Annotated in this window: 14 protein-coding genes and 1 pseudogene; 12 read left to right on the plus strand and 3 right to left on the minus strand. The window is 45.5% G+C overall.

Translation table 11 applies throughout. The annotated features are described in order from the left end of the window. From BQ7483_RS17915 to BQ7483_RS13385, 3 genes are all read left to right on the plus strand, one after another. Positions 1–236 (plus strand): hypothetical protein (locus BQ7483_RS17915; RefSeq protein WP_204246015.1); only part of this gene is annotated, 236 nt, incomplete at its 5' end. Positions 237–368: 132 nt separating this feature from the next. Continuing rightward, entirely contained in the window at positions 369–734 is a 366-nt protein-coding gene (locus BQ7483_RS17590; protein ID WP_139247664.1) for a hypothetical protein, read from the plus strand. Continuing rightward, a complete protein-coding gene (locus BQ7483_RS13385) occupies positions 685–2,343 on the plus strand; it encodes a beta-N-acetylhexosaminidase (protein ID WP_072546253.1) in 1,659 nt (552 codons plus the stop codon). The genes BQ7483_RS17590 and BQ7483_RS13385 overlap by 50 nt, the downstream gene beginning before the upstream one ends. Before the next feature lie 2 nt (positions 2,344–2,345). On the opposite strand, the pseudogene BQ7483_RS13390 reads toward BQ7483_RS13385, so the two are convergent. Next, positions 2,346–2,564: pseudogene (locus BQ7483_RS13390) on the minus strand (MBOAT family O-acyltransferase); the annotation flags it as partial. A 149-nt stretch (positions 2,565–2,713) separates the two neighbouring features. After that, positions 2,714–3,928: a transposase gene (locus tag BQ7483_RS13395; RefSeq protein ID WP_072545385.1), complete on the minus strand. Its 1,215-nt coding sequence runs from the start codon at positions 3,926–3,928 to the stop codon at positions 2,714–2,716. A gap of 299 nt (positions 3,929–4,227) precedes the next feature. On the opposite strand from BQ7483_RS13395, the gene BQ7483_RS13400 reads away from it, so the two are divergent. Genes BQ7483_RS13400 through BQ7483_RS17600 form a run of 9 tightly spaced genes read left to right on the plus strand, consistent with a single transcriptional unit; the run spans position 4,228 to position 15,279 of the window. Continuing rightward, complete coding sequence (locus tag BQ7483_RS13400; protein ID WP_139247665.1) at positions 4,228–5,703, plus strand: murein transglycosylase domain-containing protein; 1,476 nt, start codon at positions 4,228–4,230, stop codon at positions 5,701–5,703. A gap of 29 nt (positions 5,704–5,732) precedes the next feature. After that, entirely contained in the window at positions 5,733–7,442 is a 1,710-nt protein-coding gene (locus BQ7483_RS13405) for a C25 family cysteine peptidase (protein ID WP_162274258.1), read from the plus strand. Positions 7,443–7,467: 25 nt separating this feature from the next. Further along, positions 7,468–9,609 carry a zinc-ribbon domain-containing protein gene (locus BQ7483_RS17920; protein ID WP_072546256.1) on the plus strand — a complete coding sequence of 714 codons (2,142 nt, stop codon included), beginning with the start codon at positions 7,468–7,470 and terminating at the stop codon, positions 9,607–9,609. 27 nt (positions 9,610–9,636) lie between these two features. After that, the gene (locus BQ7483_RS13415) at positions 9,637–10,056 is read left to right on the plus strand and encodes a hypothetical protein (RefSeq protein ID WP_022020948.1); all 420 of its coding nucleotides are present in this window, start codon (positions 9,637–9,639) and stop codon (positions 10,054–10,056) included. Beyond that, positions 10,053–11,084, plus strand: a complete 1,032-nt coding sequence (locus tag BQ7483_RS13420; RefSeq protein WP_072546257.1) for a zinc ribbon domain-containing protein — start codon at positions 10,053–10,055, stop codon at positions 11,082–11,084. The genes BQ7483_RS13415 and BQ7483_RS13420 overlap by 4 nt, the downstream gene beginning before the upstream one ends. A gap of 47 nt (positions 11,085–11,131) precedes the next feature. Continuing rightward, on the plus strand, positions 11,132–12,058 hold the full coding sequence (locus BQ7483_RS13425; RefSeq protein ID WP_204246016.1) for a hypothetical protein: 927 nt from the start codon (positions 11,132–11,134) through the stop codon (positions 12,056–12,058). Next, positions 12,055–13,338 (plus strand): DUF6175 family protein, encoded by a 1,284-nt coding sequence (locus tag BQ7483_RS13430; protein WP_022020945.1) that lies wholly within the window; start codon positions 12,055–12,057, stop codon positions 13,336–13,338. Before BQ7483_RS13425 ends, BQ7483_RS13430 begins: the two co-directional genes overlap by 4 nt. Before the next feature lie 13 nt (positions 13,339–13,351). Further along, on the plus strand, positions 13,352–14,692 hold the full coding sequence (locus BQ7483_RS13435; protein ID WP_022020944.1) for an LPP20 family lipoprotein: 1,341 nt from the start codon (positions 13,352–13,354) through the stop codon (positions 14,690–14,692). 41 nt (positions 14,693–14,733) lie between these two features. Further along, complete coding sequence (locus tag BQ7483_RS17600) at positions 14,734–15,279, plus strand: hypothetical protein (RefSeq protein ID WP_139247666.1); 546 nt, start codon at positions 14,734–14,736, stop codon at positions 15,277–15,279. 127 nt (positions 15,280–15,406) lie between these two features. On the opposite strand, the gene BQ7483_RS13445 is transcribed toward BQ7483_RS17600, so the two are convergent. Continuing rightward, the gene (locus tag BQ7483_RS13445) at positions 15,407–16,051 is read right to left on the minus strand and encodes a TetR/AcrR family transcriptional regulator (RefSeq protein WP_022020942.1); all 645 of its coding nucleotides are present in this window, start codon (positions 16,049–16,051) and stop codon (positions 15,407–15,409) included. Positions 16,052–16,158: the final 107 nt, after the last annotated feature.

Genomic DNA, 16,158 nt, shown 5'->3' on the forward strand with positions numbered 1-16,158 from the left:
CCGCCAAACGTTTTGCGAAGTTTTTTCGAAGTTTCTTTTCCGAAGGCTGCCGGGGAAGGGCCGTCCGCTTGGGCCTCTCTTGCGAAAGGCGGGACCTGAGCCGCAAACCGTCCGGAGCACCCTGCGCCAAACGTCTCCGCAACATTCTGTCAAGTATCGCCGCTTCCTTTCCGAAAGCGGGTGCAAAAGTACGGGTTATTTCCGTTCACGCAAAATACATCAAAGGTTTTTTCTGAACTTTTTTGCAGGATTCCGCGTAAAATGCTGGATTACAGGCATGTTACAAAACATGTTTTTCCCACGCTTGCGAAGGCAGGGAAAAGAAGGCACACATTATAATATTTCACGCGGGCGCAATACGCGCGCGCATGACAATTACAGTTACAGTTACGGAAAAGAAAACGGTGACTTACAATCAAGAAAGCAATGATTTGAAAAGGGGAAAACAACGTGCAAGAACTACAGAGAGAATGTGCACAAGAAAAAAGCAGGATATGCACAGGAAGGAAAGAGAATGTGCACAAGCCCCCAGCAAAACACGAAAAGTAGAAAATGACATCAAAATCCATCCTAAAGAAAAGAAATGTTCATTCTATAAAGCAAAAGCTAACAGAATATTTTCCAGAAGGTTTTGGATTTCGTATCTTTGTCCACCAAACTTTTATTTTTTATCTTTTAAACACCATGAAAAAGCTATTCGTACCATTCGTGGCATGCGTTCTTGCCGCATGTAGCTCTAACGAACAGCAGGCCACGTCGTATGACGTCATTCCGCTGCCGCAAGAAATCACCCTCTCGCAAGAGAGTCCGTTCAAACTAAGCAAAAGCACCGTCATCGCCTACCCCAAAGACAATGACCTGCTGAAGCGCAATGCTGAATTCCTCGCCGAATACATCGCAGAGGCTACAGGCTACACGCTGAAAACCAAGGCCATCGAAAACGGCGAAAAACCAAGTAAGGCCATCGTCCTCGGACTCGACTCAGGCATCGCCAATGCTGAAGGCTACCGCCTGACGACCCAAGCAGACGGTATCAGCATCTGCGGACAGACGGCCAACGGCGTATTCTACGGCATCCAGACGCTCCGCAAGTCCATCCCCGCCCAGGCACAAGACGCAGCCATCCTGCTGCCCGCCGGTCAGGTAGAAGACCAGCCACGCTTCAGCTACCGAGGCATGCACCTCGACGTAGGACGCCACTTCTTCCCTGTAGAATTCATCAAGGAATACATCGATCTGCTGGCCCTGCACAACATGAACACCTTCCACTGGCATCTGACTGAAGACCAGGGCTGGAGAATCGAAATCAAGAAATATCCGAAACTGACTGAAATCGGCTCCATCCGCCAGCGTACAGTGATCGGCCACAACTCGGGCGAATATGACAACACGCCTTATGGCGGCTTCTATACACAAGACGAGGCCCGCGAAATCGTGAAATATGCACAGGAACGCTACATCACCGTCATTCCCGAAATCGACCTGCCCGGCCACATGCTCGCCGCGCTGGCTGCCTATCCCGAACTGGGTTGTACGGGCGGCCCATATGAAGTCTGCCCGGAGTGGGGCGTATTCGAAGACGTACTTTGCATCGGCAACGAAAAAACAATCCCGTTCCTCGAAGACATCATGACCGAAATCATGGACATCTTCCCCTCGAAGTACATCCACATCGGAGGTGACGAAGCGCCGCGTACCCGCTGGCAGAAATGCCCGAAGTGCCAGGCCCTCATCAAGAAGGAAGGGTTGAAGGCCGACAAGAACCACACGGCCGAAGACCGCCTGCAAAGCTATTGCACGGCACAAATCGAGAAATTCCTCAACGCCCACGGACGACAGATCATCGGATGGGACGAAATATTGGAAGGCGACCTCGCCCCCAACGCCACCGTCATGTCATGGCGCGGATCGGCCGGAGGCATCAAGGCTGCACAGATGGGACACGATGTCATCATGACACCCAACACCTACTGTTACTTCGACTACTTCCAGAGCAAGGACAAGGAAAACGAACCGTATGACGCCATCGGCGGTTACCTACCTGTAGAACAGGTTTATAGCCTCAACCCCACCGAAGGCCTCAACGAAGAACAAGCCAAATACATCCTGGGCGCACAGGCCAACGTATGGACCGAATACATGACCTCGACCCAACAGGTGGAATACATGATTCTGCCGCGTATGGCCGCATTGGCTGAAGTACAATGGACCGAGCCGAGCAAGAAAGAATACAACAACTTCCTGCAACGCCTCAACTCACTGGCCAAAATCTACGACCGCGACGGACTGAACTACGCCAAGCACGTATTCACCGCTCCTGCCGACTCCGTACAAGCCCAATAATCTCAGAACTGGAAATAGATGAAAGGCTGCACATCGGCACTCTTCATCTGAATGACCAGGTAAATGAGGGCGACCAGCAATACCGCCTTTCCCATCAGGGGAAGGCGGATTATTGTTTTTGTGCATCCCCTCTCCCAGCTGTCGGGCACAAAATGGAGCACATACCCCAGCCCCATCAGAGCAAACACTTCCCAATAGCCTACAATGAGCTGAGGAAAGAGTGGCAGAGACATACAAACCCCGCTACAGTTTGTCTGACAATATCTTAACGACGTGTCTTTTTCAAGTGCATACCTATTGTAAAACATACATCAAAAATGTTATAAAGCATTTATAGTATTTTCAATAGTTCGTTAACCATTAGCCTAGCCTAAGCGGCTTTGGCAGTAAATAAAATGAGTTCTTTGAAAAGTCTGTCAATTAAATGCGTGTCTGGTTCAATCCCAGACACGTGAATAAATCGTTCAAGCATGTAAGCATTGTGTATGACTGACTTGCATGATGATATGGAATATTTTATTCCCATCCTCTTACAGGCAGCCTTGGCAAGGTTTATCGCTGCAAGTGATGCATTAAAGTGAAATGCCAGTTTCCTGAAGTCTGTAGACTGACAGTTTGTTATTCCGGCATATTGCTTGGCATCACGAAAGCAAAATTCGAGTTGGAAACGTGTCCTGTAAAAGTCCAGAACATCCTGTGCGTTCTGTGTTTCGTCCGTAGAGAAATACAGCTGCCATTTGTCCGTTCCATCCATAGGATACCATACAGCCAGGCTCACAAAGCGTTTGAGCGCTTTGGAGTATGCTTTCAGTCCGTAAAGTTTACCCTTGTTCACTTTGTACTCGGTACATCTTGTGATGTCCAGATTTTCAAAGTCAATTTTCTCGTCATGTAATTTTGGACGTCCGCGTTTTCCTGTCCTATTTTCTAAGGTGGGATAAAACAATACGGCATCATTCCTGAAACGGCTTATTACGTGGAAACCGTTATCGTACAATGGTTTGATGAAAGTTGCCTTTGAAAAGAACGCATCACATACGACTGTGCCAGAAATACGTTTCAGCTGTTCCTGTATGCTGATAAGGTAAGAGCTGTACCAGTCAACAAGATTCTTCTCACAGCTTTCCAGCGTTGCGTTGTCAGGTGTCTGTACAGAACCCAAAGTCATACATTCATGGTTGTCAACGTCTATAACTCCAATACCGGTTATTTCCAGTCCGCGTTTGTATTCACCGGCACAACCGGACCAGAAATAGCCAATCCATGGCGTTTTGCTGCCTGATTTTGGAATGAAAGACGGATCAACGGCTATCGCCTTACGACCACCTTTAAGGTGTTCTCTAATGATGGCTTCATTGAAGGAAAACCAGTCAAAGCCATCATTCTCAAAATTGTTTCGGTATGTCTGTTCTGAGAAACATCCATATCGTCCCATTTGTAGGAAATTGATGCGGTCAGGTATGGCCATGAACAATTTTATTGCATCCATGAATACTTTCTGGAAAGATTTGCTTATATTTACAACTGATTCGAGAGCATTCCTGCACTCGGATTGGTATTGCATAAGGAGTGATTCTTTGGTCATAATTAAAAGTGGTGAGATACTTCTAATTTACTAATAATCAACAAATTATGCAATACTTTCATGCTTTATTTTCAGCTATTTATCATATATTTTTCATCACTTTTCTTACCCCTTAACGATTCATTCTTGACAGTATTTCAATGATCTCTTTAATAATATTGAACTGGCTAACACCGATTCTATTATTTAATTAAATTTATCGGTAAAAATTTACCGAAGTATTGGTATTTTTATTCATCCTTTATTTTGAGATTACAACGCGAATCGTTAACTTCGTAATTTAGAAAGCAAAATTACGTTTGATTAACTTATGGGAACACAATTGGATGATGAAATGCTATAATTACATAAAAGTAAAATTATTCTCAGGAGTATGTATACTTGTGCTACTATTTGTTGGCCATACATCCATCCAAGCACAAACGACAAAAGAGGAGCTGGATGCACTGGTCAAAGACTTCAACACCCGCATCTTTGAAGAAAAAAGTTCCTTTGAACAATATGCCGATTCCGTTAAAAATGCCTATAAAGCTTATGTAGAAAAAGCGACAGCGGAATTCAACGCATACAAGAGCAACATTCAAAATGTTTGGGGAGGAGACTCGGTTATCCTCGACTCGAAATACGAATGGGTCGAATACGGCGACGATTTCCTCTCGCGGTCTGTGGTCAATTTTGAAAAAGGTAATGCCATGGTCGAAGTTGCCGTAGATGTAGATGCCAACGAAAATGAAATCAATGAAAAACTTACCGAAGCAATCTACCGGCTGATGGCCAGTAGAGGAAGCACATGTCCCTATCGCTCCCAAGTTGACCAATCAAAACCAATCACTCAAAATCCTGTTCTTGACGGATTGTTAGATTTATCCAAATATCAGTTAGACAATACGGTAGATACCGGTATAAGCAAAAAGGTTCAGGCCTCTAACAAAAAGAAAGTACCTCCCCAGCCGGTAGTCAGAGGAAGCGAGCTGAAAATTCCTTCCCCAAAACAGACAAAGAAACAAACGAAAAGACAAAAGACCTTGGCAAGGACCCGACTGGATGAGCAAGAAAAGCTGAAAGAAGAAAAAGAAGCTGCGGAGATCCGAGAAAAGGAATTACAGGATGCCAATGAAGAATCCAAAGAGGCTGTCGCATACCAAGTTGCACAACAAAGTAAAAAGAGTACTACCAACATAACGGGAAAAGACGGAAGCAGACGTAAGGTAATCTGTATCAATATGCCTTTGGTGCGCGACAACATATCAAAGTCGGCAGCTTTATATAAAGACATCGTAAAAAAATACAGTGAACGTTTCCAGATTGAGCAGCCCTTGATTTATGCTGTCATAGAACAGGAATCCTGCTTCAATCCGCAGGCTACCAGTCACATACCGGCCTATGGCCTCATGCAATTAGTTCCTACATCAGGCGGAATCGACGCCTATCGTTTTGTGTATGGCGTGGAGAAAGTGCCCACAAAAAGCTACCTGTTTGATCCCGACCAGAATATCGAACTAGGCACTGCCTATCTGCGCATTTTATACAACTGGTTCGAGAGCGTCAAGGATGTACATTGCAGAAGACTATGCGTTATAGCCGGTTATAATACCGGAGCAGGCAATGTGAGCCGGGCATTCATTGGGACGACGCAACTGAGCAATGCTTATAACGAGATCAACAAGTTTGACTACAAGCGGCTCTATCAACATCTGACCAAACATTTGAGTACAGACGAAGCCCGCAACTACGTGAAAGGCGTAACAAAGAAAAGAGAAAAATACATCAAATAACAGCGCTAACACCTAACAAAAGAATGCCTATGTATTGTCCTGAATGTGGAAGCCAATTAGATAATGACATGCTTTTCTGCCCCGAATGCGGAACGAAAGTAGAAAAACCGTCCGCGAAGGATTCTGAAGATTCGGTAATGAAAGGCATCTTGTTTACACATATACCCAATCTGGCCCAAAAATTAGCCGTCAGTCCACAAGAGATCACCAACCTGTTGGAGACCTTTATCCGACTTAAGGCAGAGCAGGGAGTTCTCTACAGACTGGCAGATGCGGGAGTTGAGTCAAAAGGCTTCTTCAACAAAAGAAAGAGCCTCACCCCAGACTCTCCGTGGTATGAATATGCCGATTTGCTCAAACAAATTCACGACCAAGAAACGCGAAATCACGAAGAGCCGTCGACTTTTCTGTTCATTATCGGTGGAGACGACATCATCCCCATGCCGGCGATACCACATTATTTAGGCAATGAGGCAAGTGATGCTGACAAGAAAATTGATACGGATATATTATATGCCTACCCGTATGGCGCCCAGATGAATGAAGCCATCTGTTCCGGACAGTTGTTCTTTTATGACGCACTATTTTATATCGGCAGACTGCCGTTGGCAACAGATGCTGTATTCCAGGACCTTGCAAACTACCTGCGAAGGACAATAGAAAATCCTGTCATTGACATCCATGCAGGCTATGGGCAATGCGATCCACACTGGATGAAAGTAACCGCCAAAGTAACGAACAGAATAAACAAAGAACAATTGTTTCCAAAGTACAACCCATTGCCGAAAGACATTCTATATGACCAGCTGTTCCTGACCCCGGAGGTAGACCATACAAATATCGGACAGGTATTCAATACGAATGCCCAATTGTTTTTCTTTAATTTACATGGCAGTGCAGCCAAAGAAACATTTTACTTTTTGGGGCAATCGACGAAAGACTCCTCAGACTGGAGAGTCGCCATCTATCCGGGGGTGCTTGCTGCATGCAAACATCCAAATGTTGTTGTATCCGAGGCATGCTATGGAGCCCGTTTCATAGGTTTTGACAAAGCACACAGCATGCTCTTGACAGCCATGTCCGCTAATACATTAATCTATTTGGGTGCATCGCGTGTTGCGTACGGACAGCCGGACCCACATGACCCAAGCAATCCTGTCCAAATGAGTAATGCCGATGTCATTACAGGAGCATTTGTAAACAACATGCTGGATGGCCTTCCGGCCGGTGCAGCCTTTTTCGAAGCCAGAAGATATTTGCATCAAGTATCTGAAATCGGTCCAATAGAATCGACTACCCTTGTAGAGTTCAATTTGTTCGGAGACCCGACATTGTTCATAATGAATTCAAAGATGAACAAAGCACCAGCTCCTACTATAGATGCTAAAATCGGAACATTGTTCACTCCAACAGCGGCCTCAAGCAAATTGGAAAATGTTCCCGTTTCAATGGAAGAAGAAGCAAAGCCTGTGTCTTTGCTGGCCCAGGTCAGAGCACAGGTAGACGCAAATATCGCAGAAATTCAATCGAAAATAAACGACCAGCTTTACAAACAATGGGGCATCAGCCCCAGAAAGCCTATCAGCATGAGTAGGACAACATCCTTGGGCGGACAAAAGGGTTATGAAATCCAATACGATTTGGATGACCATAAAAAAGCGCCGGAGGGCTTTTACAATCTACTGAGCGTATCTTCCGACTTGAATGGGAAAATAAGAAGTGTCAGAGTAACCAAATAATGTTTAATCTAAAAAATCACCATATATGAATTGCTCTAAATGCGGTGCCCCGCTAAAACCAAATGCCAAGTTCTGCGTAAAGTGCGGAACTAAAGTTTCCGGGAATGTACCTGAAACAGCGCAGCCTCAGAATCAGCCGAATGAAAGCCAACAAATTGGCAAAGATAACCAAGGAGACTTGATTGTGACGAACCAGCGCATCCACTGGAATATCACGCCCGGCCAGATTGCACGTATCATCACTGAACAGGAGATGGCAACCTACAAGGATGCCGAAGGCATTATTATAGCCGAGGGAACAACCGCCTTTATCCGCGCCAATGGCACAACAATAGCAACCATCAGTGGAGGCTCCTATGACTTCCAACCCAGAAGGGGTACAGTCGGTGAGGTCGTTTCGACATCCATCAACAATGCATGGCAAATCATTATCAATCTGTTCAAAAGCCGACGGAAGTTACTGGAAGGCCAATCCGAACAAGAAGCAAAGATTGAAATGCACGCCAAGCAGCAGAGAGAAATCTTTGCACAAGCCAAAGCAGGAGCTTCTTTCTCAATAGTTATCCTGTTGGACAGAGCCTTCCCTATGCTCGTTGGAGCCAAGCAGGAACATCCGGATGATTACAAGAACTTCAAGCCGATGCTCATCCATACCCGCCACCATGACATGAATGTGGGCCTGAACGCTTATTTCCGGATAAAGAAGCAGGAAGAGTTTATCTTACATTATCTCGTAGACAAGCAATATCTGAACACAGCAATACTGATTGATGAAATTGCCGAAACAGTAAGAACCACCATTCAGGAAGTTCTGTACGACCAACCCGTCATCTCCAATCGGATACCGGGTGAATTATTCCCCATCATCAAAGAGAATTTGAACAAGGTGGCCGAAGAAGCCTTTTGGGGATTGGAGATTGTGCGCATTGTTGAAATCTCAGCAGATAATGAGGACATACAGAGGTTCAATACCTTAAGCCATGAAATGTATCTTTCGGAACAGGAACTGGACTACCTCCGCCGCACGAATGACTTTAAGAATCGCCTTACCGACGTAAACAACAGCCAACAAATCCACACGGCACGTACGGCTGTAGAATTGCAGCAAAGGCTTAATGAAATCAACAGAGACCAGCTACTGTCAGAAGACGAAATGAACAAATTCGTCCTACTACTCGAGAACGAACGTTTGCTCCGCGAAGCACGTACCACCGAAGAGCGGGAAGCAGCCCTGGCTGAAATCGAAAGGACCAGACTCATACGTGAGGACGATCTGGCAGAAATCAGAGCACTAAGCGAACAGCATGCCTATCAACGGGGCATGGCTCTGAGATTGTCACAACTTAAAGACAGTATTGAGTTTGAGCGGATACGCATGGAGGGCGCCAATGAACTGATGGTGGAAAAAGCCAAAACTGAACTCCATATCCAGCAGATGATTGAAGATCAGAACGCTGCAAACAAGCAACGGAATGCTGATTTTGATTATCAGCAACGTAAACGGGATGCAGACCTGCAGTTCGAGCAACGTAAGCGAGAACACGATCTGGAGATGGAAGAAGACAAGCAGCAGCAGGAAAGACTCATGCAAATTCTTCAAGCACAAGAAGCAAGCAAAGAAAACGAGCGGAAACACCAAGCCGACATGCAGGCGCAACAATTTGCCCATAATGAAAATATGGCCAACATCCAAAGCAATCTGACTCCCGAACAAATATTAGCCATGAGCGGTGGAGATGTCGCTTTGGAATTTGCCCGATCCTATACAGCCCGCAGCAATGCCGACGTGGAACGAGCCGCCAGCGAACGCCTAAATGAAGAGCAGCGCAGAAATCAAGAGATGATGTATCAGTTGATGAACCGCATGCTGGACAATCAAGCAAACCAAGCCAATCTCCAGACACAACAGACATTTTATCAGCAACAAAGGGCCGACAATGCCTACAACCAATCTCTAAGCTACACGACAAGGCAAGGATACGCACCTAATGAACCTGTAAACAGACCTGCACAACAGGAACAGGCTCCATCTGCAACGCATGGCAACATCCCCGACCAAAGAAGCATACAGAAAACCACAGCAGACGAAAAGATTTATTGTCCGGAATGTGGTGCTTCCATCAGTAAAGATGCCAAAACCTGCCCCGAATGCGGTCAACCAATTTAAATAACTCGTTCACTAAATAAAAAATAAATGGATACCTATACAGGTCATATTGAATATAAGCTGGCTGGTCAAAAATCAAAATCAGAAGGTTTTATGGCCTGTCTGATTACTCCGGCCGGAGAATCATACAGATTATATCGGAAAGGAGCCTTTGACATCAATGACAGTTTCTTTAAACAGTTCGACCAACAGGAAGTTGAAGTCAAAGGTGAATTGGAGAATACGGGATTTATATGCGTCACTTCCGTCAGGACTTCCGAAGGGAAGCTTGTTCAAGTACCGGATCAACCTTTGCTCCCAACGGATTTGGTTTTCCAACCGGCAGAAAAATCAGAAGGGAAGACCTGCTGCATAAACGAAAAGAAAGTGCCGACAAAAAACAAGCCGACACTCCTATTGAAAAAAAAGAAGAAAAGCAACAATAACTTAAAAAGGAGAAAAAGATGAATACGAATAAATTTTGTCCGTCGTGTGGAGAACCTGTTACCCCCGACATGAAATCTTGCCCCAATTGCGGTGAAAATCTTGTGGACGACACCCTTCCTCAAACAAATGGGAACGACGGCCTGAAAAAGGCCCAGACCCTATCGGAAGAAACAGAAGCGGACAAGGACGGCATTCAGTTGGGAAGCAGAAACAATATTGTAGGTGATGTCACAGGGCGTAAGATTGAAACACAATCGATGATTGAGAATACGAATACGCACGTGGAAGCTAACACTACAAACAGTGTCAGTACATCACATGTGGACAATTCACAGAAAGTGGTCAACTCTAACACCAACAATGTCACCTATAACATTATCTATCAGAATACCGGACAAGGAGCTGCCCAACAGCCGAATCAGGGTCCAGGCATACCCGACTTTAACCCCGGCCAACCCTTCCAACCCAATCCCACCCCGCAAGCAGTTTCCGACTCAAATGCTTCGAAAGGAATCGGCGCAATAGCAGGCGGCCAGGGGAATAAGCCTAAAACCGGAAACAATACAAACGGCAATATGAAGACAATCATTGCTGCCTGTATCGGACTGGTTGTTGTCATCGGCTTGTTCTTCATTATAAAGACTCCGGAAGATAACAGTATCCCCCAAGATGAAAATGCGATTCCGGAATCTGTCGAGAAAGCCACAGGAAGCAGTGATACAGAGAGTTCTGCAGCCGAGCAACCGTCGATTTCCACCGAGGCTTCCCCTGAAGTAAACGAACCGGCTGCAACCAAGAAGCAGACAAAGGCCTCTGTAGAAAAAGCCACCGATTCCAACTACGAAAAAGGAATGGAAGCATACAAATCCGGTGATGCTTTGGAGGCTATCAAATGTTTCAAATCCTCAGGTAGCGCCGAATCGAACTACATGCTAGGCGTCATTTATGAGCAAGGATGTGGGAATGTAGCAGCCAACGCCATGATGGCCCGGAAATACTTCAAGACAGCAGCCAAAATGGGCAGCGAAGCTGCCAAAGCCAAGCTATAATTCCACCCAGTTGCAAGAATTATTAATCAATTAAATACCTTATGAATATGAAACGAATTGGAATGAAACGAATTGGAGTGAATGTCCTTTTCTTATTGTTTTTCGCATTATTTGTCAATGCACAAGATAGCAAATACAGAAAACCTGTTGTGGTTGTCAATTATTTCAATAAATCCTCAGAAATCAGCAGCGGCGACTGTGAGCTGGCCAGAAACGCCGTTTTGGCATCCTTGTCAAAATACCCAAGATTAAGGGTAGTCGACGTGGAAACAGAATCATCCATCGATGAAGAGACCAAACGCAGACTGAAAGAAGCCGCATTGGCCGATGAACTTGCCCGTAGCGGACAGATGAAACAACTGGGAGCTGATTATATCTTGGAAGGCCACATTTCCAAACTGGGAACACAACGTGAAAAAGATTCCAAAGGGAATATTACGTATGACGGCTCCATGGCTTACACAATTAAGATAGTTTCTACCGAAGACGGAACCGTAGCATTCTCCAACAATTATACGGCCTCAGTCGGCTCACGCAAGACAGAAGCGGAAGCAAAAACAGAGGCCTTGAAAAAAGCCGGCGTTAATTGCGACCTGATTGAGAGTGTGTTCCCCTTGAACGGTACTTTGATTGAAGTGGACTATACGGAAAAAAAGGGCAAAATGAAGACCTGCTATGTCAGCCTGGGCAGCCTGCACGGAGTGGAAGAAGGAATGTTTCTGGATGCAAAAAGCGTTACAAACATTGCAGGCCGAACGGTGTATGAAGAAGTTGGAGTGCTCAAAATTGAAAAAGTATTGGCCGAAGACTTGTCCGAATGCTCTGTTGTCAGCAAGGGAAAAGAATTATTGGAAGCTGTCAAAGAATATCTGAAACAGAAAACAATCAATGAGGCAGATGCCAAGCCTCTGCTGGTAAGTTCACGATGTGACACAGGAAACCTCTTCAAAGACATAATCCACATATTCAAATGATGAAACGAATAAGCATTCTTTTAAGTATTCTGTCTCTCTGCCATATTTTGATATATGCACAACTTGGAAGCGACTGGCAGAAAGTCAGATGTATATCCAGTGATGAGAACATTGCTGTGTTCACATCCGAGGGAGAAGCGTCTAAAAAAGATGAAGTTGGCAAAGACGCAAAACGCCGTCTGTTCTATGCCTTGTTCTATAAAGGGGTCATCGGATTCAACGATACCCAACCTTTGATTACAAAGGACAATGCAAGCTATACAGATCCTTTCTTCAACGACGCACAAAGATATGAATCGTATATCCTAGACACGGAAGGAGCCGATGAGACCCAAAAGGTAAACAAAAAGCATCGGGCCACTTGCACCATAACCGTAAGCATCAAGCTTCTAAAGAAGTTCTTGGCTGACGCAGGTTTGATGGAAAGCACTACACCGGTCTTTGGTGAAGAAGGAGGTCCCGTCATGCCTACAATCATAGTGGTACCTTATAAGAAAACCGGCGAAACTTATCAGTCCATTCTGGAAAATGATTTCGACCGGCGCGTAGCTGTCGCCAATGTACAGGACGGATTCCGTTCACGAAAGGTTACTACCTATGACCTGGCTGCAGTAATCCGCTCGACACAGAGACGTTCCGAATACGAGAACAACAGCAATGCCGCCGACTCCAATGACAAGCAGTTACTCCTGTCGTCGGGTGCGGATGTTTATGTGGAAGTGGATATGATTAAAGACAAAAACAACCAAGGAACACGCGTATCCTTGGTAATGAGAGCCTATGAAACAGCGACAGGCGCCCTGCTTGCCAGCAAGGATGGCTTTACCAAAAGATACCCCAACGCCGGCAGTGACTTGTTGGCCAAGTATGCTGTTCAGGATCATCTGCAACCTTTTCTTGACGACATCTGCTCCCATTGGGACGGCTCCGGCAAGGGGACAAAAGGTTCGAACGGCACCAGAGTTGTCCTGCAGTTTGCTATCGACGGCAGTTCTGCAACGACTTTCAACGATCCCGCTGGTCCAAACAACTATTCTCTATCCAACATCATCAGGCAATGGGTAAGAAAGAACTGCTACAAGGGACAATACCATCTGAAAGGCATCATGGCTGAAAGTATCATCTTCGATTCCGTGACCATGCCTCCTACCGATGCGGATGGTTTGTCGATGGATGCCGCCCAGTTCGCATTCCTGATAGAATCCTATCTCAAGGAAGAAATCGGAATTGATTGTTCCAGCCGGATTGATGGAAACATTATCTTGTTTACAATCTACTAATGATTTCAACCGTATGAGAAAATTGATTATAGCCCTTAATTTATGGTTGTTGGGAAGCCTCGCTCTGCTCGCCCAGCAACCGGCATGGGTTGCTGCACATCCGACAGACGACAATGCCTATATCGGTATAGGCTTCGCCGCACTGAAGGAACCGGACTATATCCAGAAAGCAACCCAAAATGCACTGAATGACATTGCACTGCAAATTGCCACGAGAATAGAGTCAAACTCCTTCATGCATACGGTGGACATAGACGGAAAATCCAGGGAATTGTTCGAAGACAAAATAAAGAGTTCCGTCGTGTCGTACCTGGAAGGACAAAAACTGATGGACAGCTACCAGGATGACCGTAACTACTACGTCTACTATTCATTGGACAAAGCCGCTTATGAACAATGCATACAGAAGCACAAGCGTACAGCTATCAACACAGGGTTGGACTACTACAACAAAGCCCAACAAGCGCTGGATGCCAACAGTCTGGTTACGGCAGTCCAATTGCTTGGGAAAGGCCTTGATGCAGTTTCTCCGTGGCTGTTCATGGACCTCTCCACGACGGTCGATGGAAATCGTTTTGACGTCCCTGCCGAATTGTACAATGCCTATATACAGGTATTCGACGGACTGACGATAACCACCAATCAGCTGAACATTGAGGGAGAGGCCTTCAAGCCGATAAAGACACCGATTGCCGGCTGCCTTTCAAAGAACGGGGCTGTCGTACAGAATGTTAAGTTAAAGGCGGAATTTGTTGTCGGTTCAGGCCAAATTACTCCACCCGTAGCAACAGACTATAACGGGACCTCCGAGTTTTATGTTACCAACATTACATCAAAAGCATCGGTACAAGAAATACATATTTCCATCGATGATTCCTTCATCGCAGATTTACCTGTATCCTACCGGCAATTGATAAAGAACCAGTCGTGGCCATCCGCCAAAATAACCATTACGTTGGCTCCACAGCAAGTGACGGCCTATCTGAACGTAAGCAACAGTGATCTGTCATCCTGTGAAAAGCAGATAACAGCCATACTGGCCAACCAACACTTCACCATGACTGAAGATCCGGACAATGCCACCCTCTTCATCGACTTGTCTACATCGCTGGAATTAGGAGGAGTCGTTGCCGGAGATCTGTATGACCTCAACGAATGTTTGTGCGGACTTGTACTGAAGATCTATGACAACCAAAGCACAACGCTCCTGCTCAACTATGTGGTAGACCGTCTTCGTGTACTTGCGCCTGTCAACAAAAGTCCTGAACAAACAGAAATGATGTGTGTCCGGGAATTAATGAAAAGGGTTAAACGTGAATTGCCCAAACAGATCAAAAATCTGGTGTTAAATTAACCAAGAAAAAGAATCTCCAATAACTGATTATAGTGAACGTCATGAAACAATGTATTTATTACCTGATAACAGCTTTGTCTGTACTATTATTGGCTGCATCATGTAAATCTTCAAAAAATACAGCCAAAAAATCACCCATAAAGACTTTTGTCCAGCCCTGCTCCGATCTGGTCCAGTCGGATACAAATCTGAGAGCTTGGGCCATGGGCCGATCGGACTCCGAAACGACCGCAAGAAAGAAAGCCACGACTATGGCATATTCGGAGTTGGCCGGTATGCTGGAAAAGACTGTAGGCGAAATGATCGAGGAGTATGCCACCACATTGTCCGAAGGCAAACAAGCTGCCTCCAAAGAGCTCTTGCAGCAGAAGACAATCACCACAAGCAACAGAGTGGTCAAAGGTGCCAAAATTGTTTGCGACCAATGGACCAAGGATGAAGAAACCGGACAATATGCGAACTATATCGTTATGGAAATCAATATAGATACTTATATCCGCATATTAAGTGATGAATTAAAGAAAGCTGGAAATACGGTAGACAGCGACCTGCTCAAAGAATTATTCATCAAGCACATAAGCAAATAACGCTCTGCACGAGAATTATCTGAAGGCCGTCACAAAATGCAATTGGGACGGCCTTCCCTGTTTCTTCCGGCTGACAGAACATTGTGCCAGCCCACCCTCTTCAATGCATTTTTCTCCATATCGCAGCTCACTTCCTCACCGAAGCGCGGTACTCACGGATGAAGTTTTCCAACTCCTGTGCTCCCTTTTCGGTAGAAATGCCACGAAGATAAGTAAACATAATGGATTCGTAAACGTCCAGAAAGGAATATTTCTCGCAAATATTGCTATTTATCAGCAAGTCAAGCTGTTCATGGACCAGCAGATTGACAATGGCAAAGTTGATGTCGTCACGGAAGATACCCTGCTTCACCCCCTCCTTGAAGAAGTTGACCACCTCTGCCGAGTCGCGGTTCTTGTCGTTCTTGAGCAGTTCGTAGGCCTTGGGATACTTCTTGATGTCTTCGAAAAAACTCTTGTGGGTGGTATGAAACTTCTCGATGCTGCGCAGATAGAGCTTGAGCAGCACTTCGAGCACATGGGCCGACTGCCCAAGAATGGTACGGATATACTCGTTCGTCTCCTGCCGTTCCTTGCGGATGCAGTCTTCCAGCAACATCTCCTTGTTGGCAAACACTTCGTAGAGCGTACGCTTGGAGATACCCATCGATGCGGCAATGTCGTCCATCGTGATGCATTTGATGCCGTGGGTCTTGAATGCCTGCATCGCTCTCTCTATAATCCGTTCTTTCAGTTCAACACGCGAGGTTGAACGCTTTGTATTCTCACTCATTCTCAATAGATTATCATTCGACTCACCTGCCTGAGGCCTAAATTCGCTACAAATATAAAAAAAGGAAACTCAATTTCCGCATCGAGTTTCCTTTCTTTTCATCAGGT

The sequence above is a fragment of the Mediterranea massiliensis genome, assembly GCF_900128475.1.
Classification (GTDB): domain Bacteria; phylum Bacteroidota; class Bacteroidia; order Bacteroidales; family Bacteroidaceae; genus Bacteroides; species Bacteroides massiliensis_E.